This window comes from Streptomyces sp. NPDC085937 (assembly GCF_044540535.1).
In the GTDB taxonomy this organism is placed as follows: Bacteria; Actinomycetota; Actinomycetes; order Streptomycetales; family Streptomycetaceae; genus Streptomyces.
Genome location: NZ_JBITSH010000010.1, coordinates 19,718 through 37,084, shown reverse-complemented (window position 1 = coordinate 37,084; position 17,367 = coordinate 19,718). Strand labels below are relative to the sequence as shown.

The 17,367-nt window shown below is 73.7% G+C and carries 15 protein-coding genes; 5 read left to right on the top strand and 10 right to left on the bottom strand.

Annotated features, from left to right (window positions below):
• Positions 1-159: 159 nt before the first annotated feature.
• The 4 genes from ACIF8S_RS21270 to ACIF8S_RS21255 all read right to left on the bottom strand — a co-directional run bounded on the left by ACIF8S_RS21270 (position 160) and on the right by ACIF8S_RS21255 (position 7,060).
• The gene (locus tag ACIF8S_RS21270; RefSeq protein ID WP_400000845.1) at positions 160-972 is read right to left on the bottom strand and encodes an SAM-dependent methyltransferase; all 813 of its coding nucleotides are present in this window, start codon (positions 970-972) and stop codon (positions 160-162) included.
• Positions 973-1,153: 181 nt separating this feature from the next.
• Positions 1,154-4,528, bottom strand: coding sequence for a pyruvate carboxylase (locus tag ACIF8S_RS21265; protein ID WP_400000844.1), 3,375 nt, complete (start codon positions 4,526-4,528; stop codon positions 1,154-1,156).
• A gap of 174 nt (positions 4,529-4,702) precedes the next feature.
• On the bottom strand, positions 4,703-5,911 hold the full coding sequence (locus ACIF8S_RS21260; RefSeq protein WP_400000843.1) for a S8 family peptidase: 1,209 nt from the start codon (positions 5,909-5,911) through the stop codon (positions 4,703-4,705).
• 303 nt (positions 5,912-6,214) lie between these two features.
• Positions 6,215-7,060: an NAD(P)H-binding protein gene (locus tag ACIF8S_RS21255; RefSeq protein WP_400000841.1), complete on the bottom strand. Its 846-nt coding sequence runs from the start codon at positions 7,058-7,060 to the stop codon at positions 6,215-6,217.
• 94 nt (positions 7,061-7,154) lie between these two features.
• On the opposite strand from ACIF8S_RS21255, the gene ACIF8S_RS21250 reads away from it, so the two are divergent.
• Positions 7,155-7,547, top strand: a complete 393-nt coding sequence (locus ACIF8S_RS21250; RefSeq protein ID WP_400000840.1) for a winged helix-turn-helix transcriptional regulator — start codon at positions 7,155-7,157, stop codon at positions 7,545-7,547.
• Positions 7,548-7,563: 16 nt separating this feature from the next.
• Here the strand turns inward: ACIF8S_RS21250 and ACIF8S_RS21245 are convergent, their stop codons facing one another.
• Complete coding sequence (locus ACIF8S_RS21245; protein ID WP_024887786.1) at positions 7,564-7,890, bottom strand: nuclear transport factor 2 family protein; 327 nt, start codon at positions 7,888-7,890, stop codon at positions 7,564-7,566.
• Between the two features lie 128 nt (positions 7,891-8,018).
• On the opposite strand from ACIF8S_RS21245, the gene ACIF8S_RS21240 reads away from it, so the two are divergent.
• Together ACIF8S_RS21240 and ACIF8S_RS21235 are read left to right on the top strand one after the other, a co-directional pair.
• Entirely contained in the window at positions 8,019-8,561 is a 543-nt protein-coding gene (locus ACIF8S_RS21240) for a DoxX family protein (RefSeq protein ID WP_400000838.1), read from the top strand.
• Positions 8,562-8,613: 52 nt separating this feature from the next.
• On the top strand, positions 8,614-8,961 hold the full coding sequence (locus ACIF8S_RS21235) for a MazG-like family protein (protein ID WP_400000836.1): 348 nt from the start codon (positions 8,614-8,616) through the stop codon (positions 8,959-8,961).
• Between the two features lie 101 nt (positions 8,962-9,062).
• Here ACIF8S_RS21235 and ACIF8S_RS21230 read toward each other — a convergent pair whose 3' ends face one another.
• Positions 9,063-9,416: a helix-turn-helix domain-containing protein gene (locus tag ACIF8S_RS21230; RefSeq protein WP_349796510.1), complete on the bottom strand. Its 354-nt coding sequence runs from the start codon at positions 9,414-9,416 to the stop codon at positions 9,063-9,065.
• Between the two features lie 129 nt (positions 9,417-9,545).
• Here ACIF8S_RS21230 and ACIF8S_RS21225 point away from each other — a divergent pair, with 129 nt between their 5' ends.
• Positions 9,546-10,196 carry an FMN-dependent NADH-azoreductase gene (locus ACIF8S_RS21225; RefSeq protein WP_400000834.1) on the top strand — a complete coding sequence of 217 codons (651 nt, stop codon included), beginning with the start codon at positions 9,546-9,548 and terminating at the stop codon, positions 10,194-10,196.
• Positions 10,197-10,256: 60 nt separating this feature from the next.
• On the opposite strand, the gene ACIF8S_RS21220 is transcribed toward ACIF8S_RS21225, so the two are convergent.
• The 4 genes from ACIF8S_RS21220 to ACIF8S_RS21205 form a co-directional block, all read right to left on the bottom strand.
• The gene (locus ACIF8S_RS21220; RefSeq protein WP_349796514.1) at positions 10,257-10,916 is read right to left on the bottom strand and encodes a response regulator transcription factor; all 660 of its coding nucleotides are present in this window, start codon (positions 10,914-10,916) and stop codon (positions 10,257-10,259) included.
• Positions 10,904-12,175 carry a sensor histidine kinase gene (locus tag ACIF8S_RS21215; protein ID WP_400000831.1) on the bottom strand — a complete coding sequence of 424 codons (1,272 nt, stop codon included), beginning with the start codon at positions 12,173-12,175 and terminating at the stop codon, positions 10,904-10,906. Before ACIF8S_RS21215 ends, ACIF8S_RS21220 begins: the two co-directional genes overlap by 13 nt.
• A gap of 122 nt (positions 12,176-12,297) precedes the next feature.
• Positions 12,298-14,826 carry an FtsX-like permease family protein gene (locus ACIF8S_RS21210; RefSeq protein WP_400000829.1) on the bottom strand — a complete coding sequence of 843 codons (2,529 nt, stop codon included), beginning with the start codon at positions 14,824-14,826 and terminating at the stop codon, positions 12,298-12,300.
• Positions 14,827-14,829: 3 nt separating this feature from the next.
• Positions 14,830-15,594 carry an ABC transporter ATP-binding protein gene (locus ACIF8S_RS21205; protein ID WP_400000827.1) on the bottom strand — a complete coding sequence of 255 codons (765 nt, stop codon included), beginning with the start codon at positions 15,592-15,594 and terminating at the stop codon, positions 14,830-14,832.
• Positions 15,595-15,855: 261 nt separating this feature from the next.
• Between ACIF8S_RS21205 and ACIF8S_RS21200 the strand changes: the two genes are divergently transcribed.
• Positions 15,856-17,340, top strand: coding sequence for an MFS transporter (locus ACIF8S_RS21200; RefSeq protein ID WP_400001214.1), 1,485 nt, complete (start codon positions 15,856-15,858; stop codon positions 17,338-17,340).
• Positions 17,341-17,367 lie beyond the last annotated feature (27 nt).

Genomic DNA, 17,367 nt, shown 5'->3' with positions numbered 1-17,367 from the left:
GAGTACGCGAATACGCCAACGGTTGCGCCGACACGGTAGGAGACTTCTGCCGATCCCGTCCATACTTTGTCATCGATGAGTTCAAAGTTCGGCGGACGGGCAACGAAGAGGCGGGCCCCGGCAGTTGCGGGACCCGCCTCTCGTGGAGCGCCGGACGGCTCAGGGCTTACGGGCGAGACCGCCGTGCTCGGCGATGACCTCCGGGGCCGGCGCGTCGGCCTCCGGACGCCACTGCTGCACCGAGACCACGCCGGGCTCGACCAGCTCAAGCCCGTCGAAGAACGAGGTGATCTGCTCGACGGTGCGCAGGTTGTACGGGACGGCGCCGCTGGAGTTGTAGCCGTCCTGGGCGCGCTCGAAGACCGGGTCGACGCCGCGCGAGCCGTCGTTGATCGAGAGGTAACTGCCGGACGGCAGGGCGGACATCAGCCGGTCGACGACGGACCGTGCCTGGTCGTAGTCGGCGATGTGGCCCAGGATGTTGCTGAGGATCAGCGCGGTGGGCCGGGTGAGGTCCAGGGTCCCGGCCGCGGCCTGAAGGATGCGCTCGGGCTCCAGCACGTTCGCGTCGACGTACGCCGTCGCGCCCTCGGGCGTGGAGTAGAGCAGCGCGCGGGCGTGGGCGAGGACCATCGGGTCGTTGTCGACGTAGACGATCCGGGCGTCCGGTGCGATCCGCTGGGCGACCTGGTGGGTGTTGTCGGCCGTGGGGAGGCCGGTACCGATGTCGAGGAACTGGCGTATGCCCTGCTCGCCGGCCAGGTAGGTGATGTTGCGGCGCAGGAAGGCGCGGCTGCTGCGGGCGATGGTGACGATGCCGGGGAAGACGCCGGTGTAGGCGTCGCCCGCCTCCTCGTCGACGGGGTAGTTGTCCTTCCCTCCCAGCCAGTAGTTCCAGATGCGGGCCGAGTGCGGCACCGAGGTGTCGATCTTCTGCTGCGCTGATCCGGGTGCCGTCGCAGGGTCGGTCATGGGTACCGTCCGTGGTGATCCGAGAGCTGTTGTCGCGCTCAATCTACGGTCCCACAGCTCATTGGCGCAGGCTTGTTCGAAGGTGCGCCGGACGTTCGCACGGGGCCGCCGTCGCGATGACGGCGGCCCCGGTGAGGGCATATGCCACAGGCATGGCCAGGCCCACGGGTGAGCCCGTTGTTCAGGCGAGTTCGACGAGCAGGTCGCCGCCCTCCACCTGCTGGATGCGGTTGATCGCCAGACGGGACACCGTGCCCGACTTCGGCGCGGTGATGGCCGCCTCCATCTTCATCGCCTCGATGGTCGCGACCGTCGCGCCGGCCTCCACCGCGTCGCCCTCGGCGACCGCGAGGGTCACCACACCGGCGAAGGGTGCCGCGACATGGCCCTGGTTGGCGCGGTCGGCCTTCTCGGTGACCGGCACGTCGGAGGCCGCGGCCCGGTCACGGACCTGGATGGGCCGCAACTGGCCGTTCAGCGTGGCCATCACGGTGCGCATGCCGCGCTCGTCGGCGTCACCCACCGCCTGGAGCTCGATCAGCAGCCGGACCCCGGGGTCGAGGTCGACGCTGTACTCCTTGCCGGGACGCAGGCCGTAGAAGAAGTCCTTGCTGTCCAGCACGCTGGTGTCGCCGAACGACTGCCGGTGCGTCTCGAACTCGCGGGTCGGGGCGGGGAACAGCAGCCGGTTCAGGGTCGGGCGCCGGTCCTTGGCCAGGCCGTCGCGGTCCTCGGCGGACAGTTCCGTCACCGGCTTGGGCTCCGCACGGCCGCGCAGGGCCTTGCTGCGGAAGGGCTCGGGCCAGCCGCCGGGCGGGGTGCCCAGTTCGCCGCGCAGGAAGCCGATCACCGAGTCGGGGATGTCGTAGCGGCCCGGGTTGTCCTCGAAGTCGCGCGGGTCGACGCCCGCGCCGACCAGGTGCAGGGCCAGGTCGCCGACCACCTTGGACGACGGGGTGACCTTGACCAGCCGGCCCAGCATGCGGTCGGCGGCGGCGTACATCGCCTCGATGTCCTCGAAGCGGTGGCCGAGGCCCAGCGCGATCGCCTGGGTGCGCAGGTTGGACAGCTGGCCGCCGGGGATCTCGTGGTGGTAGACGCGGCCGGTCGGCGAGGCCAGGCCCGCCTCGAACGGCGCGTAGACCTTGCGGACGCTCTCCCAGTACGGCTCCAGGTCGCCGACCGCCTGGAGGTCCAGGCCGGTGGGCCGCTCGGAGTGGTCGGTGGCCGCGACCAGCGCCGACAGCGAGGGCTGCGAGGTGGTGCCCGCCATGGAGGCCACCGCCCCGTCCACCGCGTCCGCGCCCGCCTGGATCGCGGCGAGGTAGGTGGCGAGCTGCCCGCCCGCGGTGTCGTGGGTGTGCAGGTGGACGGGCAGGTCGAACTCCCGGCGCAGCGCCGACACCAGCGTCGCCGCCGCGGGCGCCCGCAGCAGGCCCGCCATGTCCTTGACGGCCAGGACATGGGCGCCTGCCTCGACGATCTGCTCAGCCAGGCGCAGGTAGTAGTCCAGCGTGTAGAGCCGCTCGGAGGGGTCGGACAGGTCGGCGGTGTAACAGAGGGCGACCTCCGCCACGGACGTGCCGGTCGCCCGCACCGCTTCGATGGCGGGCCGCATCTGGGAGACGTCGTTGAGCGCGTCGAAGATGCGGAAGATGTCGATGCCGGTCGCCGCCGCCTCCTGCACGAAGGCGTCGGTCACCTCCGTCGGGTACGGCGTGTAGCCCACGGTGTTGCGGCCGCGCAGCAGCATCTGCAGACAGATGTTCGGCACCGCCTCGCGCAGCGCGGCCAGCCGCTCCCAGGGGTCCTCGGCGAGGAAGCGCAGGGCGACGTCGTAGGTGGCGCCGCCCCAGCACTCCAGGGAGAGCAGCCCGGGCAGGGTGTGCGCGACCACGGGCGCCACGGCGAGCAGGTCCTTGGTGCGGACCCGGGTGGCGAGCAGCGACTGGTGGGCGTCGCGGAACGTGGTGTCGGTGACGCCGACGGTCGGCGACTCGCGCAGCCGGCGGGCGAAGCCCTCCGGGCCGAGTTCGGTCAGCCGCTGCCGCGAGCCGGCCGGCGGCTCCCCCGCGGGCACCTCGGACAGCTTGGTCATCGGGTCGATCAGCTCGGGCCGCTCGCCGTGCGGCTTGTTGACGGTGACGTCGGCGAGGTAGGTGAGCAGCTTGGTGCCGCGGTCGGCGGAGTGGCGGGCGGTGAGCAGCTCCGGGCGCTGCTCGATGAACGAGGTGGTGACCCGCCCGGCCTGGAAGTCGGGGTCGTCCAGAACGGCCTGCAGGAAGGGGATGTTGGTGGCCACGCCGCGGATACGGAACTCGGCCACCGCGCGCCGGGCGCGGCCCACCGCGGCTCCGAAGTCGCGGCCCCGGCAGGTCAGTTTGACCAGCATCGAGTCGAAGTGGGCGCTGATCTCCGTACCCGCGTGGGTGGTTCCGCCGTCGAGGCGGATGCCGGAACCGCCGGGCGAGCGGTAGGCGCTGATCCGGCCGGTGTCCGGGCGGAAGCCGTTGGCCGGGTCCTCGGTGGTGATGCGGCACTGCAGTGCCGCGCCGCGCAGGGTGACCGTCTCCTGCGACAGCCCGAGACCGGCGAGCGTCTCACCGGCGGCGATGCGCAGCTGGGCCTGGACCAGGTCGACGTCGGTGACCTCCTCGGTCACCGTGTGCTCGACCTGGATGCGCGGGTTCATCTCGATGAAGACGTGGTTGCCGTCGCGGTCGAGGAGGAACTCCACGGTCCCGGCGTTGCGGTAGCCGATCTGCCGGGCGAACCGTACGGCGTCGGCGCAGATGCGGTCGCGCAGCTCCGGGTCGAGGTTGGGCGCGGGCGCGAGCTCGATGACCTTCTGGTGGCGGCGCTGCACCGAGCAGTCCCGCTCGAAGAGGTGGATGACGTCGCCCTGCCCGTCGGCGAGGATCTGCACCTCGATGTGGCGGGGTTCGACGACGGCCTTCTCCAGGAACACCGTGGGGTCGCCGAAGGCGGAGGCGGCCTCCCGGGAGGCCGCCTCGATGGACTCCCGCAGCTGGGCGGGCTCCTCCACACGGCGCATGCCGCGCCCGCCGCCGCCCGCGACCGCCTTGACGAAGACGGGGAAGCCGATCTCGTCGGCGCCGCGGACCAGTTCGTCGACGTCGGTGGAGGGCGCCGAGGAGCCGAGGACGGGGACGCCCGCCTCGCGGGCGGCGGCCACGGCGCGGGCCTTGTTGCCGGTCAGCTCCAGGATCCGGGCGTCGGGACCGACGAAGGTGATGCCCGCGTCCTCGCAGGCCTTGGCCAGTTCGGGGTTCTCCGACAGGAACCCGTAGCCCGGGTAGACGGCGTCGGCGCCCGCCCGGCGCGCCGCGCGGACGATCTCCTCGACGGAGAGGTAGGCCCGGACCGGATGCCCCGGTTCGCCGATCTCGTAGGCCTCGTCGGCCTTGAGACGGTGCAGCGAGTTGCGGTCCTCGTGCGGAAAGACCGCGACGGTCCTCGCACCCAGTTCGTAGCCCGCGCGGAACGCCCGGATCGCGATCTCGCCGCGGTTGGCGACGAGCACCTTGCGGAACATGGTCGATCCCTTCAGCCTGCCGGTGACGATGACCATCGTGTCTGCGGCCGGTCCGGTACGCCATGTGAGCCGGGCCACTCGCCCCGGCACGTCATGACGCGAAAGGGGCCACAGAGGAGCGTTTCCCCTGTGGCCCCGGTGCCGGGCGGCGGTGTGCGCCCGTGCGGTGCGGTCTTACTCGGTGACCTTGAGCAGCTTGTTGGGCGTGCCGGTGCTCGGGTTGCCGATCGCGTCGGCGGTGGCGCCGGCGGTCAGCGCCTCGGCGACGGCGGCCGGGTCGGCGTCGGGGTGGCCGGCCAGGTAGACGGCGGCGGCCCCGGCCACGTGCGGTGAGGCCATCGAGGTGCCGGAGATGGTCTTGGTGCCGGTGTCGCTGTCGTTCCAGGCCGAGGTGATGTCGGAGCCGGGCGCGTACAGGTCGACCGACTGGCCGAAGTTGGAGAAGTCGGACTGGGCGTCGTCCTCGGTGCTGGAGGCGACGGTGAGGGCCTCGGGCACCCGGGCGGGCGAGCCCTGGCCCGCGTCGGCGGACTCGTTGCCGGCGGCGACGGCGAAGGTGACGCCGGAGGCTATGGCCTTCTGCACGGCCGCGTCGAGCGCGGGGTCGGCGGCGCCGCCCAGGCTCATGTTGGCGACCGAGGGGCCCTTGTGGTTCTCGGTCACCCAGTCGATGCCGACGACGACCTGCTCGGTGGTGCCGGAGCCGTTGTCGTCCAGCACTCTGACGGCGACCACGTTCGCCTTCTTGGCGACGCCGTGCTTCGCTCCGGCGATGGTGGCGGCGACGTGCGTGCCGTGGCCGTTGCCGTCGTCGGCGCTGTCGTCGTTGTCGACGGCGTCGTAGCCGTGGCTGGCGCGGCCCTCGAAGTCCTGGTGCGTGATGCGCACGCCGGTGTCGATGACGTAGGCGGTGACGCCCTCGCCCGCCTGGTCGGGGTAGGTGTACGCGCTGTCGCCCGCGGTGTCCGCCTGGTCGATGCGGTCCAGGCCCCAGGACGGCGGGTTGTCCTGGGTGGCGGTGGTGCGGTAGGTGCGGTTGGCGACCACGGCGCCGACGGCCGGGTCGGCGGCGAGCCGCTTGGCCTCCGTCGCGCTGAGGCCGTCCGCGGCGAACCCGTCGAGGGCCGCCGTGTACGACCGGCTGAGTTCGCCGCCGTACTCCTGCGCCAGTTCCTCGCGGTCCGCGGGCGTGGTGCTCTCGTCCAGCAGGACGATGTAGCTGCCGGCGACGGCGTTCGCGGCGCCGAGGCCGAAGACGGTGCCCTCGGCGGGTGGGGCCGCCTGGGCGGAGGTCGCCCCGAAGAGGGCTGCCGTGCTCGCGGCGGTCACCGCGCAGGCGGCGGCGGTGACCTTCAGTGCGACGGTGCGCATCCGATGCGTCATGAAGAGGGATCTCCTCGTCAGGTGTGGGGGGTTGACCTCCGGCGCGATGTCACGGGGAGGCTGACGAGAAGACTGACCAGCTGTCGCGGTCAGATCAATGGTGACCGGTGGCGGCGGACGCCGTGCGACGGCACATCTCCACAACGTCCGCCCATGTCGGAGCCAACCGATCGGCAAAAGCCGAGCTGAGCGGGGTACTTGAACGCGCCAACCAGCACCTGGGCGAGATTCGTGACCATGCCCTCACCCAACCCTCACCCGGCCGGTGTTTCGGACTCTCGCGTTCCGGGGCGTCGCCGGAGGTCAGCGGAACAGGTCCGCGTGACGCCGGGCCCAGTCGGCGAAGGCACGCGCCGGGCGGCCGAGGACGGCCTCGACACCGAGGCCGGGGCGCAGTTCGGCCTCGGTGGGCTCGCCCAGGATGCCGAGGGTGGTCTCGACGACGTCCTCCGGCATGAACCGCAGCATCGCCCCGCGGGCCTCCGCACGGGACTGCTCCACGAACCGCACCGGCTCGCCGAGCGCCGCGCCGATCTCCTCGGCCTGTCGGCGCGGGGTGACGAGCGCCGGACCGGTCAGCTCGACCACGCGGCCGCTCGGCCCGGCGTCGCGCAGGACGGCGGCGGCGACCTCGGCGACGTCCGCCGGGTCGATCACGGGCAGTCCCACGTCGCCGAACGGCGCGGTGACGGTCCGCGCGGCGCGCACCCCCTCGGCCCAGGCCAGGGTGTTGGAGGAGAACCCTCCGGGGCGCAGCACCGTCCAGTGCGTGCCCGACTGCCGGACGGCGTCCTCGATGCCGCGTGCCACCGCGCCGTGCGACGCCGAACCGGGCCGGGTGGCGACGCCCTGGCTGGACAGCAGCACGATGCGCCGGACACCGGCGGCCTTGGCCGTGCCGACGACGGCGTGCGGGTCGATCAGGTGGGCGGAGGCGCCCCCGTTCTGCAGGAACAGCGCGTCGGCGCCCTCGAACGCCTCACGCAGGCCGGCCGCGTCGGTCAGGTCGGCGCGCACCGGCCGTACGCCGTCCGGCACCCGCGCGGCCGTGATCCCCCTCGACGTCGCGGTCACCCGCTCGCCGTCCGCCGCGAGGGAACGGACCAGTTCCCGGCCGACGTTCCCCGTTGCCCCGGTCACCACGAACATGAACAACTCCCCTGTTGTCTCGGTGTGGTGAGGACGCTAACAGCCTGAATATAGTAGGTACCTAGAAGATAGTGACTTCCCCGGAGGGGTGCGCATGGCCGGCACGACACGGACGACGACCACCGGGAGCGAGCCCGCGTTCGCCTGTCCCGTCAGCCCGGTGGTGGACATCGTGTTCAGCCGCTGGACGACGCCGGTGCTGTGGGCCCTGCACACCTACGGGCGGCAGCGTTTCGTCGAGCTGGAACGGCGCATCGGCACCATCACGCCGAAGGTGCTCACCCAGCGTCTGCGGCAGCTGGAGCGTGACGGGCTGGTGGTGCGCACCTACCACCCGGAGGTGCCCCCTAGGGTGGAGTACGAGATCAGCGAGCTGGGCCGCAGCCTGGCGCCCCTCTTCGCGCATCTGGCCGAGTGGGGCGCCGCCCACCTGGACCGGGTCGAGCGGGCACGGCAGGAGTACGACGCGGACCCGGCCCGACGGTGAGGCGTCTGCCGGGCAGTCAGGCCTGGCCGGTCTCGAAGCGGGAGATGCGGCCGTCGTCGTCCACGGTGAAGGACCAGCTGGTGCGCATCTCGCCCCAGGTGTCGTTGCTGTAGCGGGCGACGAGGCGCCGGCCGCCGTCGGACTCGTTGTCGACCTCCATGTGACCGTGCGAGGAGAAGATCTCCCGGTCGGTCCACTCGGCGAGGTCACGCTCGGTGCCGTCGTCCGCCATGGTGGCGCCCGGCGCCAACAGGGCCATGAACGCCTCCCGGTCATGGTTGTTGACGGCCGCGACGAAGGCGCGGACGGCCGGGTCGCTGAGGCGGGTGATCTGAATGGTCATGCCGTCAGATTCGTCCCGATGCCCCGCCCCCGCCACCCGCGTCACCCGATCGGCGCCGATGGTGGGCCGGTCCCGGGGCTCCGGTGGGACGGTGGTCGGGGCCAGACCACCGTGCACGGGGAGACGACGTGACCTGTTACGACCGACGCGACCTGGGACTGCTGCTGCTCCGGCTGGGAACCGGCGGGGTGCTCACCGCACACGGTTCGCAGAAGCTGTTCGGCTGGTTCGGCGGTGGCGGCATCGCGGGGACCGGCCAGTTCATGGACTCCATCGGGTACGCGCCCGGCAAGGTCAGCGCCACGGCGGCGGGCCTCGCGGAGACCGGCGGCGGGCTGCTGCTCGCACTGGGACTGGCCACTCCGGCGGCAGGCGCGGCCGCCGCCGGCGCGATGGCGGGCGCCGCCGCCGTGCACGCGCCGAACGGCTTCTTCAACCAGGAGGGCGGCTTCGAGTACGCCGCGTCCCTTGGCCTGACGGCGGCCGGTCTCGCGGTGACGGGAGCGGGCCGGCTCTCCCTCGACCACCTGCTCGGGCACGCGGCCGACCGGAGCTGGATGGTTCCGGCGGCCTTCGCGGCCACGGCGGCGGCCACGGCGGTGGCGGTGGGCGCGCGCGGCCGGCGGCTGCGGAAGGCGCGGGAGGGTCAGCAGGGCGTGCTGTTCGAGTAGCGCGTCACGGCGCGGCGGGCACTGTCGGTGGACTGTGCCAGGCTCTGCGCCCATGAGCGAGCACCTGTCTTCCCCGCCGGCCTCGACCGCGGGTCTGTGGGAGTCCATCGACGGACTGTGCGGCTGGCTGGACGCGAACAGTCCCGTCGACGGCCCCGAGCGCCTGCTGATGCGCGTCCTGAAGCTGTCCGAGGAGGTCGGCGAGGTCGCGCAGGCCCTGGTCGGCGTGACCGGCCAGAACCCCCGCAAGGGCGTCACGCACAACTGGGACGACGTGCGCGCCGAGCTGTGCGACGTCGCCGTCACGGCCCTGGTGGCGCTGCGCACCCTCACCCCGGAGGCGCGGGAGGTCTTCACCCGCCACCTCGACCGGCTCACCGAGCGGTCACTGGGCGCGTGAACACCCGCGGGCGGCCCGTGGCGGCGTGACCTCCGCGGGCCGCCCGTGGGGGCGTGACTCCCCCGGCCGTCCCGCCGCGCGCCGCCGTTCGGAGCGCCTCCTCAGCAGGACCTGTCCTCCGGCAGGTGGGTCTCCGCCCACCTGCCCAGTTCCTTCAGCGCCGGTTCGAGCGCGGCCCCCGACTCCGTGAGGCGGTAGGCGACCCGCAGCGGCGGGCCCTCGTCCACCTCACGGACCAGCAGTCCCGCCGCGCCCAGCTCGGCCAGCCGGTCGGAGAGCATGCGCTCGCTGATGCCGGGGATGGCCCTGCGGAGCTCGGCGAAGTAGGCGGGCTGCTCCACCAGCACGGCCACGATCGGGCCGGTCCACCGCTTGCCGAGCAGCTGGAACACGCGCGTGATACCGCCGTCGACCTTTTTGCACGCCTCTGTCCCGTGTACCTGCTCCGCCGCCATGCCCTCAGGGTACTGCCGTCCGTAGGAGGTGAAAAAAAGTAAGTACCTGTGTTATTCATAGTCCCGTACGAATCCGCAGCGGTTGCGTGTCATGCGCCTCCGCTTCTCCGGCCATGGGAGAAACCCCAGATGACCACGCTTCTGCACATCGACTCCTCCGTCTTCCCGGCCTCCGCCTCCGCGTCCCGGGCCGTGGCGCAGACCTTCCGCCAGGCGTGGGAGGAGCAGCACCCCGAGGGCACGGTGATCCACCGCGACCTCGCCACGGACCCCGTGCCGCACCTGACCGCCGACTCCCACCTGGCGGCCCTGACCGACCCCGCGGAGCACACCCCGGAGCAGGCCGCCGCCCTCGCCCGGCGGCTGCCGCTGATCGAGGAGATCGAGCGGGCGGACGCGCTGCTGATCGGCGCGCCGATGTACAACTTCACGATCCCGTCCACGCTCAAGGCCTGGCTGGACAACGTGATCCTGGTGGGCCGCACCGCGGGGGACGCGCCGTCCGCCAAGGGCACCCCGGTCACCGTGGTCGCCAGCCGTGGCGGCTCCTACGCCCCCGGCACGCCCCGCGAGGGCTACGAGTACGTGCAGAACTACCTGCGCGCGGTGCTCGGCGACATGATGGGGCTCGACGTCGACTTCATCGTCCCGGAGCTGACCATGGCCCCGCGGGTGCCGGCGATGGCGGACCTGGTCCCGCTGTTCGAAAGCTCCCGCGAGCGCGCCCACCTGGACGCGACCGCCCGCGCCCGGGCCCTCGGGCACCGGCAGGCGGCCTGACGGCACCTCACCGGGCCGCGCCGCGAAGGTGCGGCGGGCCCGCCAGGAGGCCGTGCCGGGTCAGCCGCGGCGGCGGGTGTCCTCCAGGAAGTGCAGGACGGCCGCGACCCGGCGGTCGGTGCGGTCGGTGGGAGGCAGGTCGAGCTTGGCGAAGATGTTGCGGATGTGCTTGTGCACGGCGCCGTCGCTGACGACGAGCCGTTCGGCTATGGCCGCGTTGCCCAGTCCCTCCGCCATCAGCGCGAGCACGTCCCGCTCGCGGGGGCTGAGCCGCTCCAGCCGGGTGTCGGGCCTGCCTCGGGTCAGCAGCTGGGCGACCACCTCCGGGTCGATGGCGGTGCCGCCGTCCGCCACCCGGTGCAGCGCCTCGAGGAACTGCTCGACCCGCCCCACCCGCTCCTTGAGGAGATAGCCGAGCCGTGCGCTGCCCTGCGCGAGCAGATCGCCGGCGAACGCCTGCTCGACGTAGGCGGAGAGCACCAGCACCGCGAGGCCGGGCAGGCGCCGCCTGGCCTCCACCGCCGCGGTGATCCCCTCGTCGGTGTGGGTGGGCGGCATCCGCACGTCGACGATGGCGACGTCCGGCCGCTGCGCGTCCACGGCGTCCAGGAAGCCGCCGGGGTCCTCGGCCGTGGCCACCACGTCCAGGGACTCGGCGCGCAGCAGCAGCGCCAGCCCTTCGCGCAGCAGGGCGTCGTCCTCGGCGATCACGATCCGCATGGCAGGGTCACCTTCAGGGTGGTGGGGCCGCCCCGGGGGCTGGCCAGCTCCAGTGTTCCGTCGTGTGCCTCGACCCGGCGGCGGATGCCGGTGAGCCCGGACCCGCCCCGCTCGTCGGCGCCGCCGTGGCCGTCGTCGCGGACCTCGACGCGCAGCAGGCCGCCCGCGGTGCGGATGGCGACCCACGCCTCACCGGCGCCGCTGTGCCGGGCGATGTTGGTGAGGGCCTCGGCGACCACGAAGTACGCCGTCGCCTCCACCGCCGCCGGGCACCGCACGGGGACGTCCGCGTCGACCCGGCACGGCACCGGGCAGCCGGCCGCCAGCGCGGTGAGGGCGTCGGGCAGGCTCCGGTCGGCGAGGACCGGCGGGAGGATGCCGCGGACGACCGCGCGCAGTTCGGTGAGTGCCTGCTCGGCGGCGTCCTGGGCGCGGTCCAGCAGGGCGGCGGCCTCCTCCGGGTTCCGGGCGAGGGCCCGCCGGGCGGCTCCGAGCAGCACGGTGACCGCGACGACGCGGTTCTGTGTGCCGTCGTGCAACGCCCTTTCCACGCGCCGCAGTTCGGTGACGTGGGCGTCCAGCGCGGCCGCCCGCGTGGCGGTGAGCTCGGCGACCCGCAGGACGAGGTCGGTGCCCGCGTCGGGGCGCAGCAGCCGCCGTCCGGGCCAGGCCTGGAGGCGGGCGAGGGCGGGGGCGCAGACCAGGACGACGCCGACCAGCGCGGCGCCGACCAGGCTGACGGCCAGGGCGCCCGGCCAGTCCCGGACGGTCCACCAGCCCACGGCGGAGGTGGCCTCGCTCTCCGGCAGGAAGCGCCAGTACAGCGGGAAGCTGATGTCGTGCGCCGCGCTGAGCGGCAGCGTCGCCCCGATCAGCCCGAGGAACAGGCCGAGCAGCGTGTGCGTGGCCACCCAGCGGACCTCGCGGCGCACGGCGCGGTCGGCGAGCATCGCCCGGAGTCCTGACGGCAGCGGCGCCGGGCCGACGATCTCCGGACCCCAGCGGGAGAGCCTGCCGCGTTCCCGGTCGGCGACGGCACGCACCGCGTGCAGGGCGGACGGCAGAAGCCACAGGCCCGCCCCGACGAGGCAGGCCGCCGCGGTCAGGGCGAGCCACAGCGTCGCGAGCAGGGCGAGCAGTCCGGTGCCCAGGCCCCCGACGAGGTGCTCCAGCGCGTCCAGTGCCGCCCGGGCGCGGGCGGACCCGGCCCGGCGCCGCCCCGGCCGTACGTCCGCCGGGCGGTCGTGGGTCACCACCATCCGCACCTCCCAGGCACGGAGGATAGAACGCACGGGCCCCGGCCCGCCGACGCGTCCGGCCGGCGGGCGTTCACGGCCGGACGTCGCGGGGCGGGTGCGGGCCCGGGCGCGGGCGGGTGCGCTCACTCGCGGACGCCGATGCCCTCGACCGGGGCGGTACGCAGGATCCGGCCGACCGGGAGTACCGTGGCCAGCAGCGCCAGCGCCGCCGTGCCGCCCAGCAGCACCGCCCAGCCGGCGGCGGGCACATGGGGTACGCCCGCCCCGGTCACGGCACGGACGACCGAGGTGAGGGTGACGGCGGCGATCCCGGCCCCGATCAGCAGCGCCACGCCCAGCAGACCCGCCTGTTCGGCGTGCACCATCCGCCTGACCTGACCGCGGGTGACGCCGGCCAGGCGCAGCAGGGACAGCTCCCGGGTGCGGGCCAGCGCCGCCATGACGAGGGTGTTGGCGGCGGCCAGGACCGCGTAGCCGACCAGCACGGCGACGAGCATCTTGTTGAGCCAGCCGCTGACGGCGACGTCCTCGGCGAGTTCGCCGGTCGGCGCGCCGGTGTCCACCAGCGCGCCGCCCGGGTGGCGGCGGGCCAGTCCGGCCAGGTCCCGCTCGACCCCGGCGTCCGGGGCGGTGCGGACGAGGACCTGGTCGTCGAGGCCGGTGACCGTGTGCCCGGCGAGGATGTCCCGGTGCAGGGTGACGTCGCCGAAGCCCCAGCCGCGCTCGTACAGGGCGACCACGCGCAGGGTGACGGGGGTGCCGTCACCGAGCCACAGCCGGGCCCGGTCCCCCAGCCGCCAGCCGGCGGCGTCCGCCCGCGTGGTGGACACGGCGACGGTGTTCTCGCGCAGTTCGCCGAGGCTGCCGGACCGCACCCGCAGGTCCAGCGTCCGTTCCACGCCCGGAGGGTCGATGCCCAGCGCGGGCACGGTCTGCGGCTCCAGCCGGTCGGGCACCACGACCGAGGTGCGGCGCACGCCGGTCGCGGCGAGCACGCCGGGGACCCGGCGGGCCTCGGCCGCGGCGGACGCGGGCAGTCCGGCACCGGCGGTCAGCGCGTACTGGGCGAGGGTGCCGGCACGGCTCTGGGCGACCGCCTGCCGTTCGAGGTTGTCCTGGAGGAACCAGACGGTGCCGCCGAGGCCGACGGACAGCACCAGCGCGGTGAGCACGGCGACCATGCCGCGGGCGTTGGCGCGCAGGTTGGCGGCGGCGAGGTACCCGCTGTTCCCCCACACGGCGCGCAGTACGGGCCCGAGCAAGCGGGCCGTCCCCTGGTTGATCCAGGGCGCGAGCAGGGCGACGCCCAGGACGAAGGCGTAGAGCATCCCCATCGCGGCGCCCAGCGCGGTCTGCCCGTCGGCGGCGCCGGTGAGCACGGTCAGCGAGGCCGCCCCGGCGAGGCAGGCAAGACCGCTCACCAGGCGCGCCCCGCTTCCGGGGCCGGGTTCCACGGCGGCCTCCCCGAGCGCCTCGGTGGGGCGGATCCGGGTCACGCGCAGCGCGGCGGCCCAGGCGGACAGCAGCGCCACGGCGACGACGGTCACGGTGACGGCCGCGGCGGACAGCGCCCCGCCCTGGACGGCGAAGGTGTCCGGCACGAAGCCGCGGGCAACGAGTTGGTCGCGGACCAGGCCGGTGGTGAACAGCCCGGCCGGGACACCGACGACGGCGGCGAGCAGGCCGAGGAGGCCGACCTCCGCGAGCAGCATCAGCCGTACCTGGCCCGGGGTGGCGGCGACGGCCCGCAGCAGGGCGAGGTCACGCCGCCGGTGCCGTACGGACAGGCCCACGGTCCCGGCGACCACGAAGCCCACGATCGCCGCCGCGTAACCGGCGAAGGCGCCGCCGGCGCCGAGCGTGAGGGCCCGCGCGGTGGCGCCCTCGGGCTCGGCGGCCAGTCCGCGTGCGTCACCGGTGTACGCGGTGGCACCCGCGGCGTCCGCGATCCGGCGTACGGCGGCGAGGACGGCTTCCCGGTCGGCGTCCGGTGCGGTGAGGACACCGACGGCGTCGAAGCGGCCCGGGTGCGGGTCCAGCGCGGCGGCGTGGGCGTCGGTGAAGAACAGCGCGGCCGGCCCCGTCGCGGTCCCGCCCGTGTCGACGACACCGCTGACCCGGTAGGTGCGGCTCACGCCGCCGGTGACCACCTCGGTGGTCCCGCCGGGGGCGAGCCCGGTGCCGTCAGCGATCCGGGGGTCGACGGCGACGTCCCGGTCCGAGCGGGGCGGGCCGCCGTCCACGAGCCGGTACGGGGCGAGCGCCGCGCTCGACCAGCCGTGACCGGTGGTCGGCAGCTCCGGGGCGGCCGTCGTGGCCGCCACGAGCCGGCGGTCGCCCACCGCGCGGGCCACACCGGGCACCTCGGCCAGCTCGGCGGCCAGTGCTTCGGGGACGCTGCCCCGTTCGGGCAGGACCACGGTCGTCCGCTCGGTCTCGCCGAACACCGTCGGCCCGTCCACGGTCAGCTCCCGGTCGGCAACCACGGCGACCGCCGCCCCGTAACCCAGCGGGTCACCCTTGTACCGCCACCCGGACTCCATGAGCAGGGCGCACGTCATCAGGACGGCGACCCCGACGGCGAGGGCGACGAACGTGGCGAGGAAGCCGCTCTTGCGGTAGCGAAGCGTCTGCACTGCCAGTCGGAGCACGCGTCAGCCCTCCCGGCTCGCCGCGGGCCGCCGGCGGCCCGGCACGGCGAGCTGTTCGGCGATCCGCTCGGGACCGGACCGCTCCATGTCCCGGACGATCCGCCCGTCGGCGAGGATCAGCACGCGGTCGGCGCAGGAGGCCGCGACCGGGTCGTGGGTGACCATCACGACGGTCTGCCCGTACTCGTCGACGGCGGAACGCAGCAGGCCGAGGACGGCGGCGGCGGAGCGGGTGTCGAGGGCACCGGTGGGCTCGTCGCAGAAGATCACCTCCGGCCGGGCGACCAGGGCCCGGGCGATCGCCACCCGCTGCTGCTGGCCTCCGGAGAGCTGTGCGGGCCGGTGCCCCAGCCGCTCCTCCAGGCCCACCCGCCGGACCACCTCGTCGACCCAGGCGGGGTCGGGCCGCCGGCCCGACAGCCGGGACGGCAGCAGGATGTTCTGCTCCACGTTCAGCGCGCCCACCAGGTTGAACGCCTGGAACACGAAACCGACCCGGCCGCGCCGCAGTTCGGTGAGCCGCTTCTCCGACATCGACGAAAGGTCGGTGTCCCCGATCCGCACCCGCCCGGAGTCCGGCCGGTCCAGCCCGGCCGCGCAGTGCAGCAGCGTGCTCTTGCCGGATCCGGAGGGCCCCATCACGGCGGTCGCGGTGCCGCGCGGGAACACGGCGCTCACGTCGTCGAGCGCCACGACCGGCTGTTCACCGCCGTAGGTCCTGCGTACGCGCTCGAGGCAGACGGCGACGCCGTCCGGGGTCGGTGACATGGTGGGCCTTCCGGGTGAAGCTCTGCGGGACCCCACCGACGCTAGGGCGGCGGCGGCCCGCCGCCCATGCAGCCGGCTACCGGCTTCAGGTGGTGCAGGCGCTACCGTCCGGGGCGCCGGTGATCGAGTGGTGGCCTCCGGGGGGCGCGCGTACGGTCGAACGGTGGACTCCCGGAAGGGCGACCCGATATGACCGAAAGTCCGCGACCGGCGGCCTCCGCGCAGGACACCGCCCAGGGCGGCAGCGGCGGCGGCAACGGGATGGCCCTGTTCGTCATCGCCTCGTGTCAGCTGATGGTGGTGCTCGACATCACCATCGTGAACATCGCGCTGCCGCACATCCAGCGTGACCTCGACTTCTCGACCACCGGCCTGTCGTGGGTGGTCAACGCCTACACCCTCACGTTCGGCGGCCTGTTGCTGCTGGGCGGCCGGGCCGGTGACATCCTCGGCAGACGGCGGGTGTTCATCTTCGGTGTGCTGCTCTTCGTGCTGGCGTCGCTGCTGGGCGGGCTGGCGCAGAACTCCGGTCAGTTGCTGGCGGCCCGGGCGCTGCAGGGTGTGGGCGGCGCCATCGCCTCCCCGACCTCCCTCGCGCTGATCAGCACGACCTTCCGTGAGGGGCCGGAACGCAACCGGGCCTTCGGCGTGTTCGCCGCGGTCTCGGCGGGCGGCGGCGCGATCGGACTGCTGGCGGGCGGCGTCCTCGTCGAGTGGCTGAACTGGCGGTGGGTGCTGTTCGTCAACGTCCCGATCGGTCTGCTCATCGCCTTGGCCACCCCACGCTGGATCAAGGAGTCCGAACGCCACCCGGGCCGCTTCGACTTCACCGGCGCGCTGATGTCCACCGCGGGCATGGTGCTGCTGGTCTACGGGTTCATCAGGGCCGGGCAGGACGGCTGGCGGGACCCGCTCACCCTGGCCTCGTTCGCGGTGGCGGTCGTGGTGCTGGTGGGCTTCGTCATGGTCGAGCGGAGATCACGGCAGCCGATCACGCCGTTGCACATGTTCGCGGACCGCAACCGCGCGGGCACCTACGGGATCATGCTGTTCCTGGCGGCGGCGCTGTTCGGCATGTTCTTCTTCCTGACGCTGTTCGTGCAGAACGTACTGGGGTTCAGCCCCCTGCGGGCCGGTCTCGCCTTCCTCCCGGTGAGCGCGGTCATCGCGATCGGGGCCGGGCTGGCCTCACGGTTCCTGCCGGTGTACGGGCCCAAGCCGTTCATGGTGGGCGGCGGTCTCCTCGCGGCGGCGGGCCTGGGCTGGCTGACCCTCACCGACGTGCACTCCACCTACGCGGGCAGTGTGCTCGGTCCGATGCTGGTGTTCAGCCTCGGCATGGGCATGGAGTTCGTGTCGCTGACCCTGATGGCGCTGTCCAACGTGCCCGTGCAGGAGACCGGCGCCGCCTCGGGTCTGCTCAACGCCACCCAGCAGGTCGGCGGCTCCCTGGGGCTGTCCATCCTGGTGACGATGTACGGCACGGCCAGCCGGAACGAGTCGGAGAAACAGGTCCCGCGCTTCCTGGAACAGGCGACCCCGGCCGAGCGGCTGCAGTTCCAGCGCACGGGCGAACTGCCCGCGCCGTGGGGCGCCGAGGTGCTGACCTCCGGGGTCTCCGCCGCGTTCGTCACGGCGGCGGTCTTCGCCGGCCTGGCCGCGCTGGTCGCGGTGGTGGCGATCCAGGTCCGTCCCTCGGACCTGGAACGCCTCCAGGGCGGCGGGGCGGGCGCCCCGCCCGGGTGAGGGGCACGCCGAGCGGTCGGTGTGACG

Excerpts from the sequence above, each read along its gene's own strand:
- ACIF8S_RS21270 (WP_400000845.1), bottom strand. The coding sequence starts at position 972 with ATGACCGACCCTGCGACGGCACCCGGATCAGCGCAGCAGAAGATCGAC.
- ACIF8S_RS21265 (WP_400000844.1), bottom strand. The coding sequence starts at position 4,528 with ATGTTCCGCAAGGTGCTCGTCGCCAACCGCGGCGAGATCGCGATCCGG.
- ACIF8S_RS21260 (WP_400000843.1), bottom strand. The coding sequence starts at position 5,911 with ATGACGCATCGGATGCGCACCGTCGCACTGAAGGTCACCGCCGCCGCC.
- ACIF8S_RS21255 (WP_400000841.1), bottom strand. The coding sequence starts at position 7,060 with ATGTTCGTGGTGACCGGGGCAACGGGGAACGTCGGCCGGGAACTGGTC.
- ACIF8S_RS21250 (WP_400000840.1), top strand. The coding sequence starts at position 7,155 with ATGGCCGGCACGACACGGACGACGACCACCGGGAGCGAGCCCGCGTTC.
- ACIF8S_RS21245 (WP_024887786.1), bottom strand. The coding sequence starts at position 7,890 with ATGACCATTCAGATCACCCGCCTCAGCGACCCGGCCGTCCGCGCCTTC.
- ACIF8S_RS21235 (WP_400000836.1), top strand. The coding sequence starts at position 8,614 with ATGAGCGAGCACCTGTCTTCCCCGCCGGCCTCGACCGCGGGTCTGTGG.
- ACIF8S_RS21230 (WP_349796510.1), bottom strand. The coding sequence starts at position 9,416 with ATGGCGGCGGAGCAGGTACACGGGACAGAGGCGTGCAAAAAGGTCGAC.
- ACIF8S_RS21225 (WP_400000834.1), top strand. The coding sequence starts at position 9,546 with ATGACCACGCTTCTGCACATCGACTCCTCCGTCTTCCCGGCCTCCGCC.
- ACIF8S_RS21220 (WP_349796514.1), bottom strand. The coding sequence starts at position 10,916 with ATGCGGATCGTGATCGCCGAGGACGACGCCCTGCTGCGCGAAGGGCTG.
- ACIF8S_RS21215 (WP_400000831.1), bottom strand. The coding sequence starts at position 12,175 with ATGGTGGTGACCCACGACCGCCCGGCGGACGTACGGCCGGGGCGGCGC.
- ACIF8S_RS21205 (WP_400000827.1), bottom strand. The coding sequence starts at position 15,594 with ATGTCACCGACCCCGGACGGCGTCGCCGTCTGCCTCGAGCGCGTACGC.
- ACIF8S_RS21200 (WP_400001214.1), top strand. The coding sequence starts at position 15,856 with ATGGCCCTGTTCGTCATCGCCTCGTGTCAGCTGATGGTGGTGCTCGAC.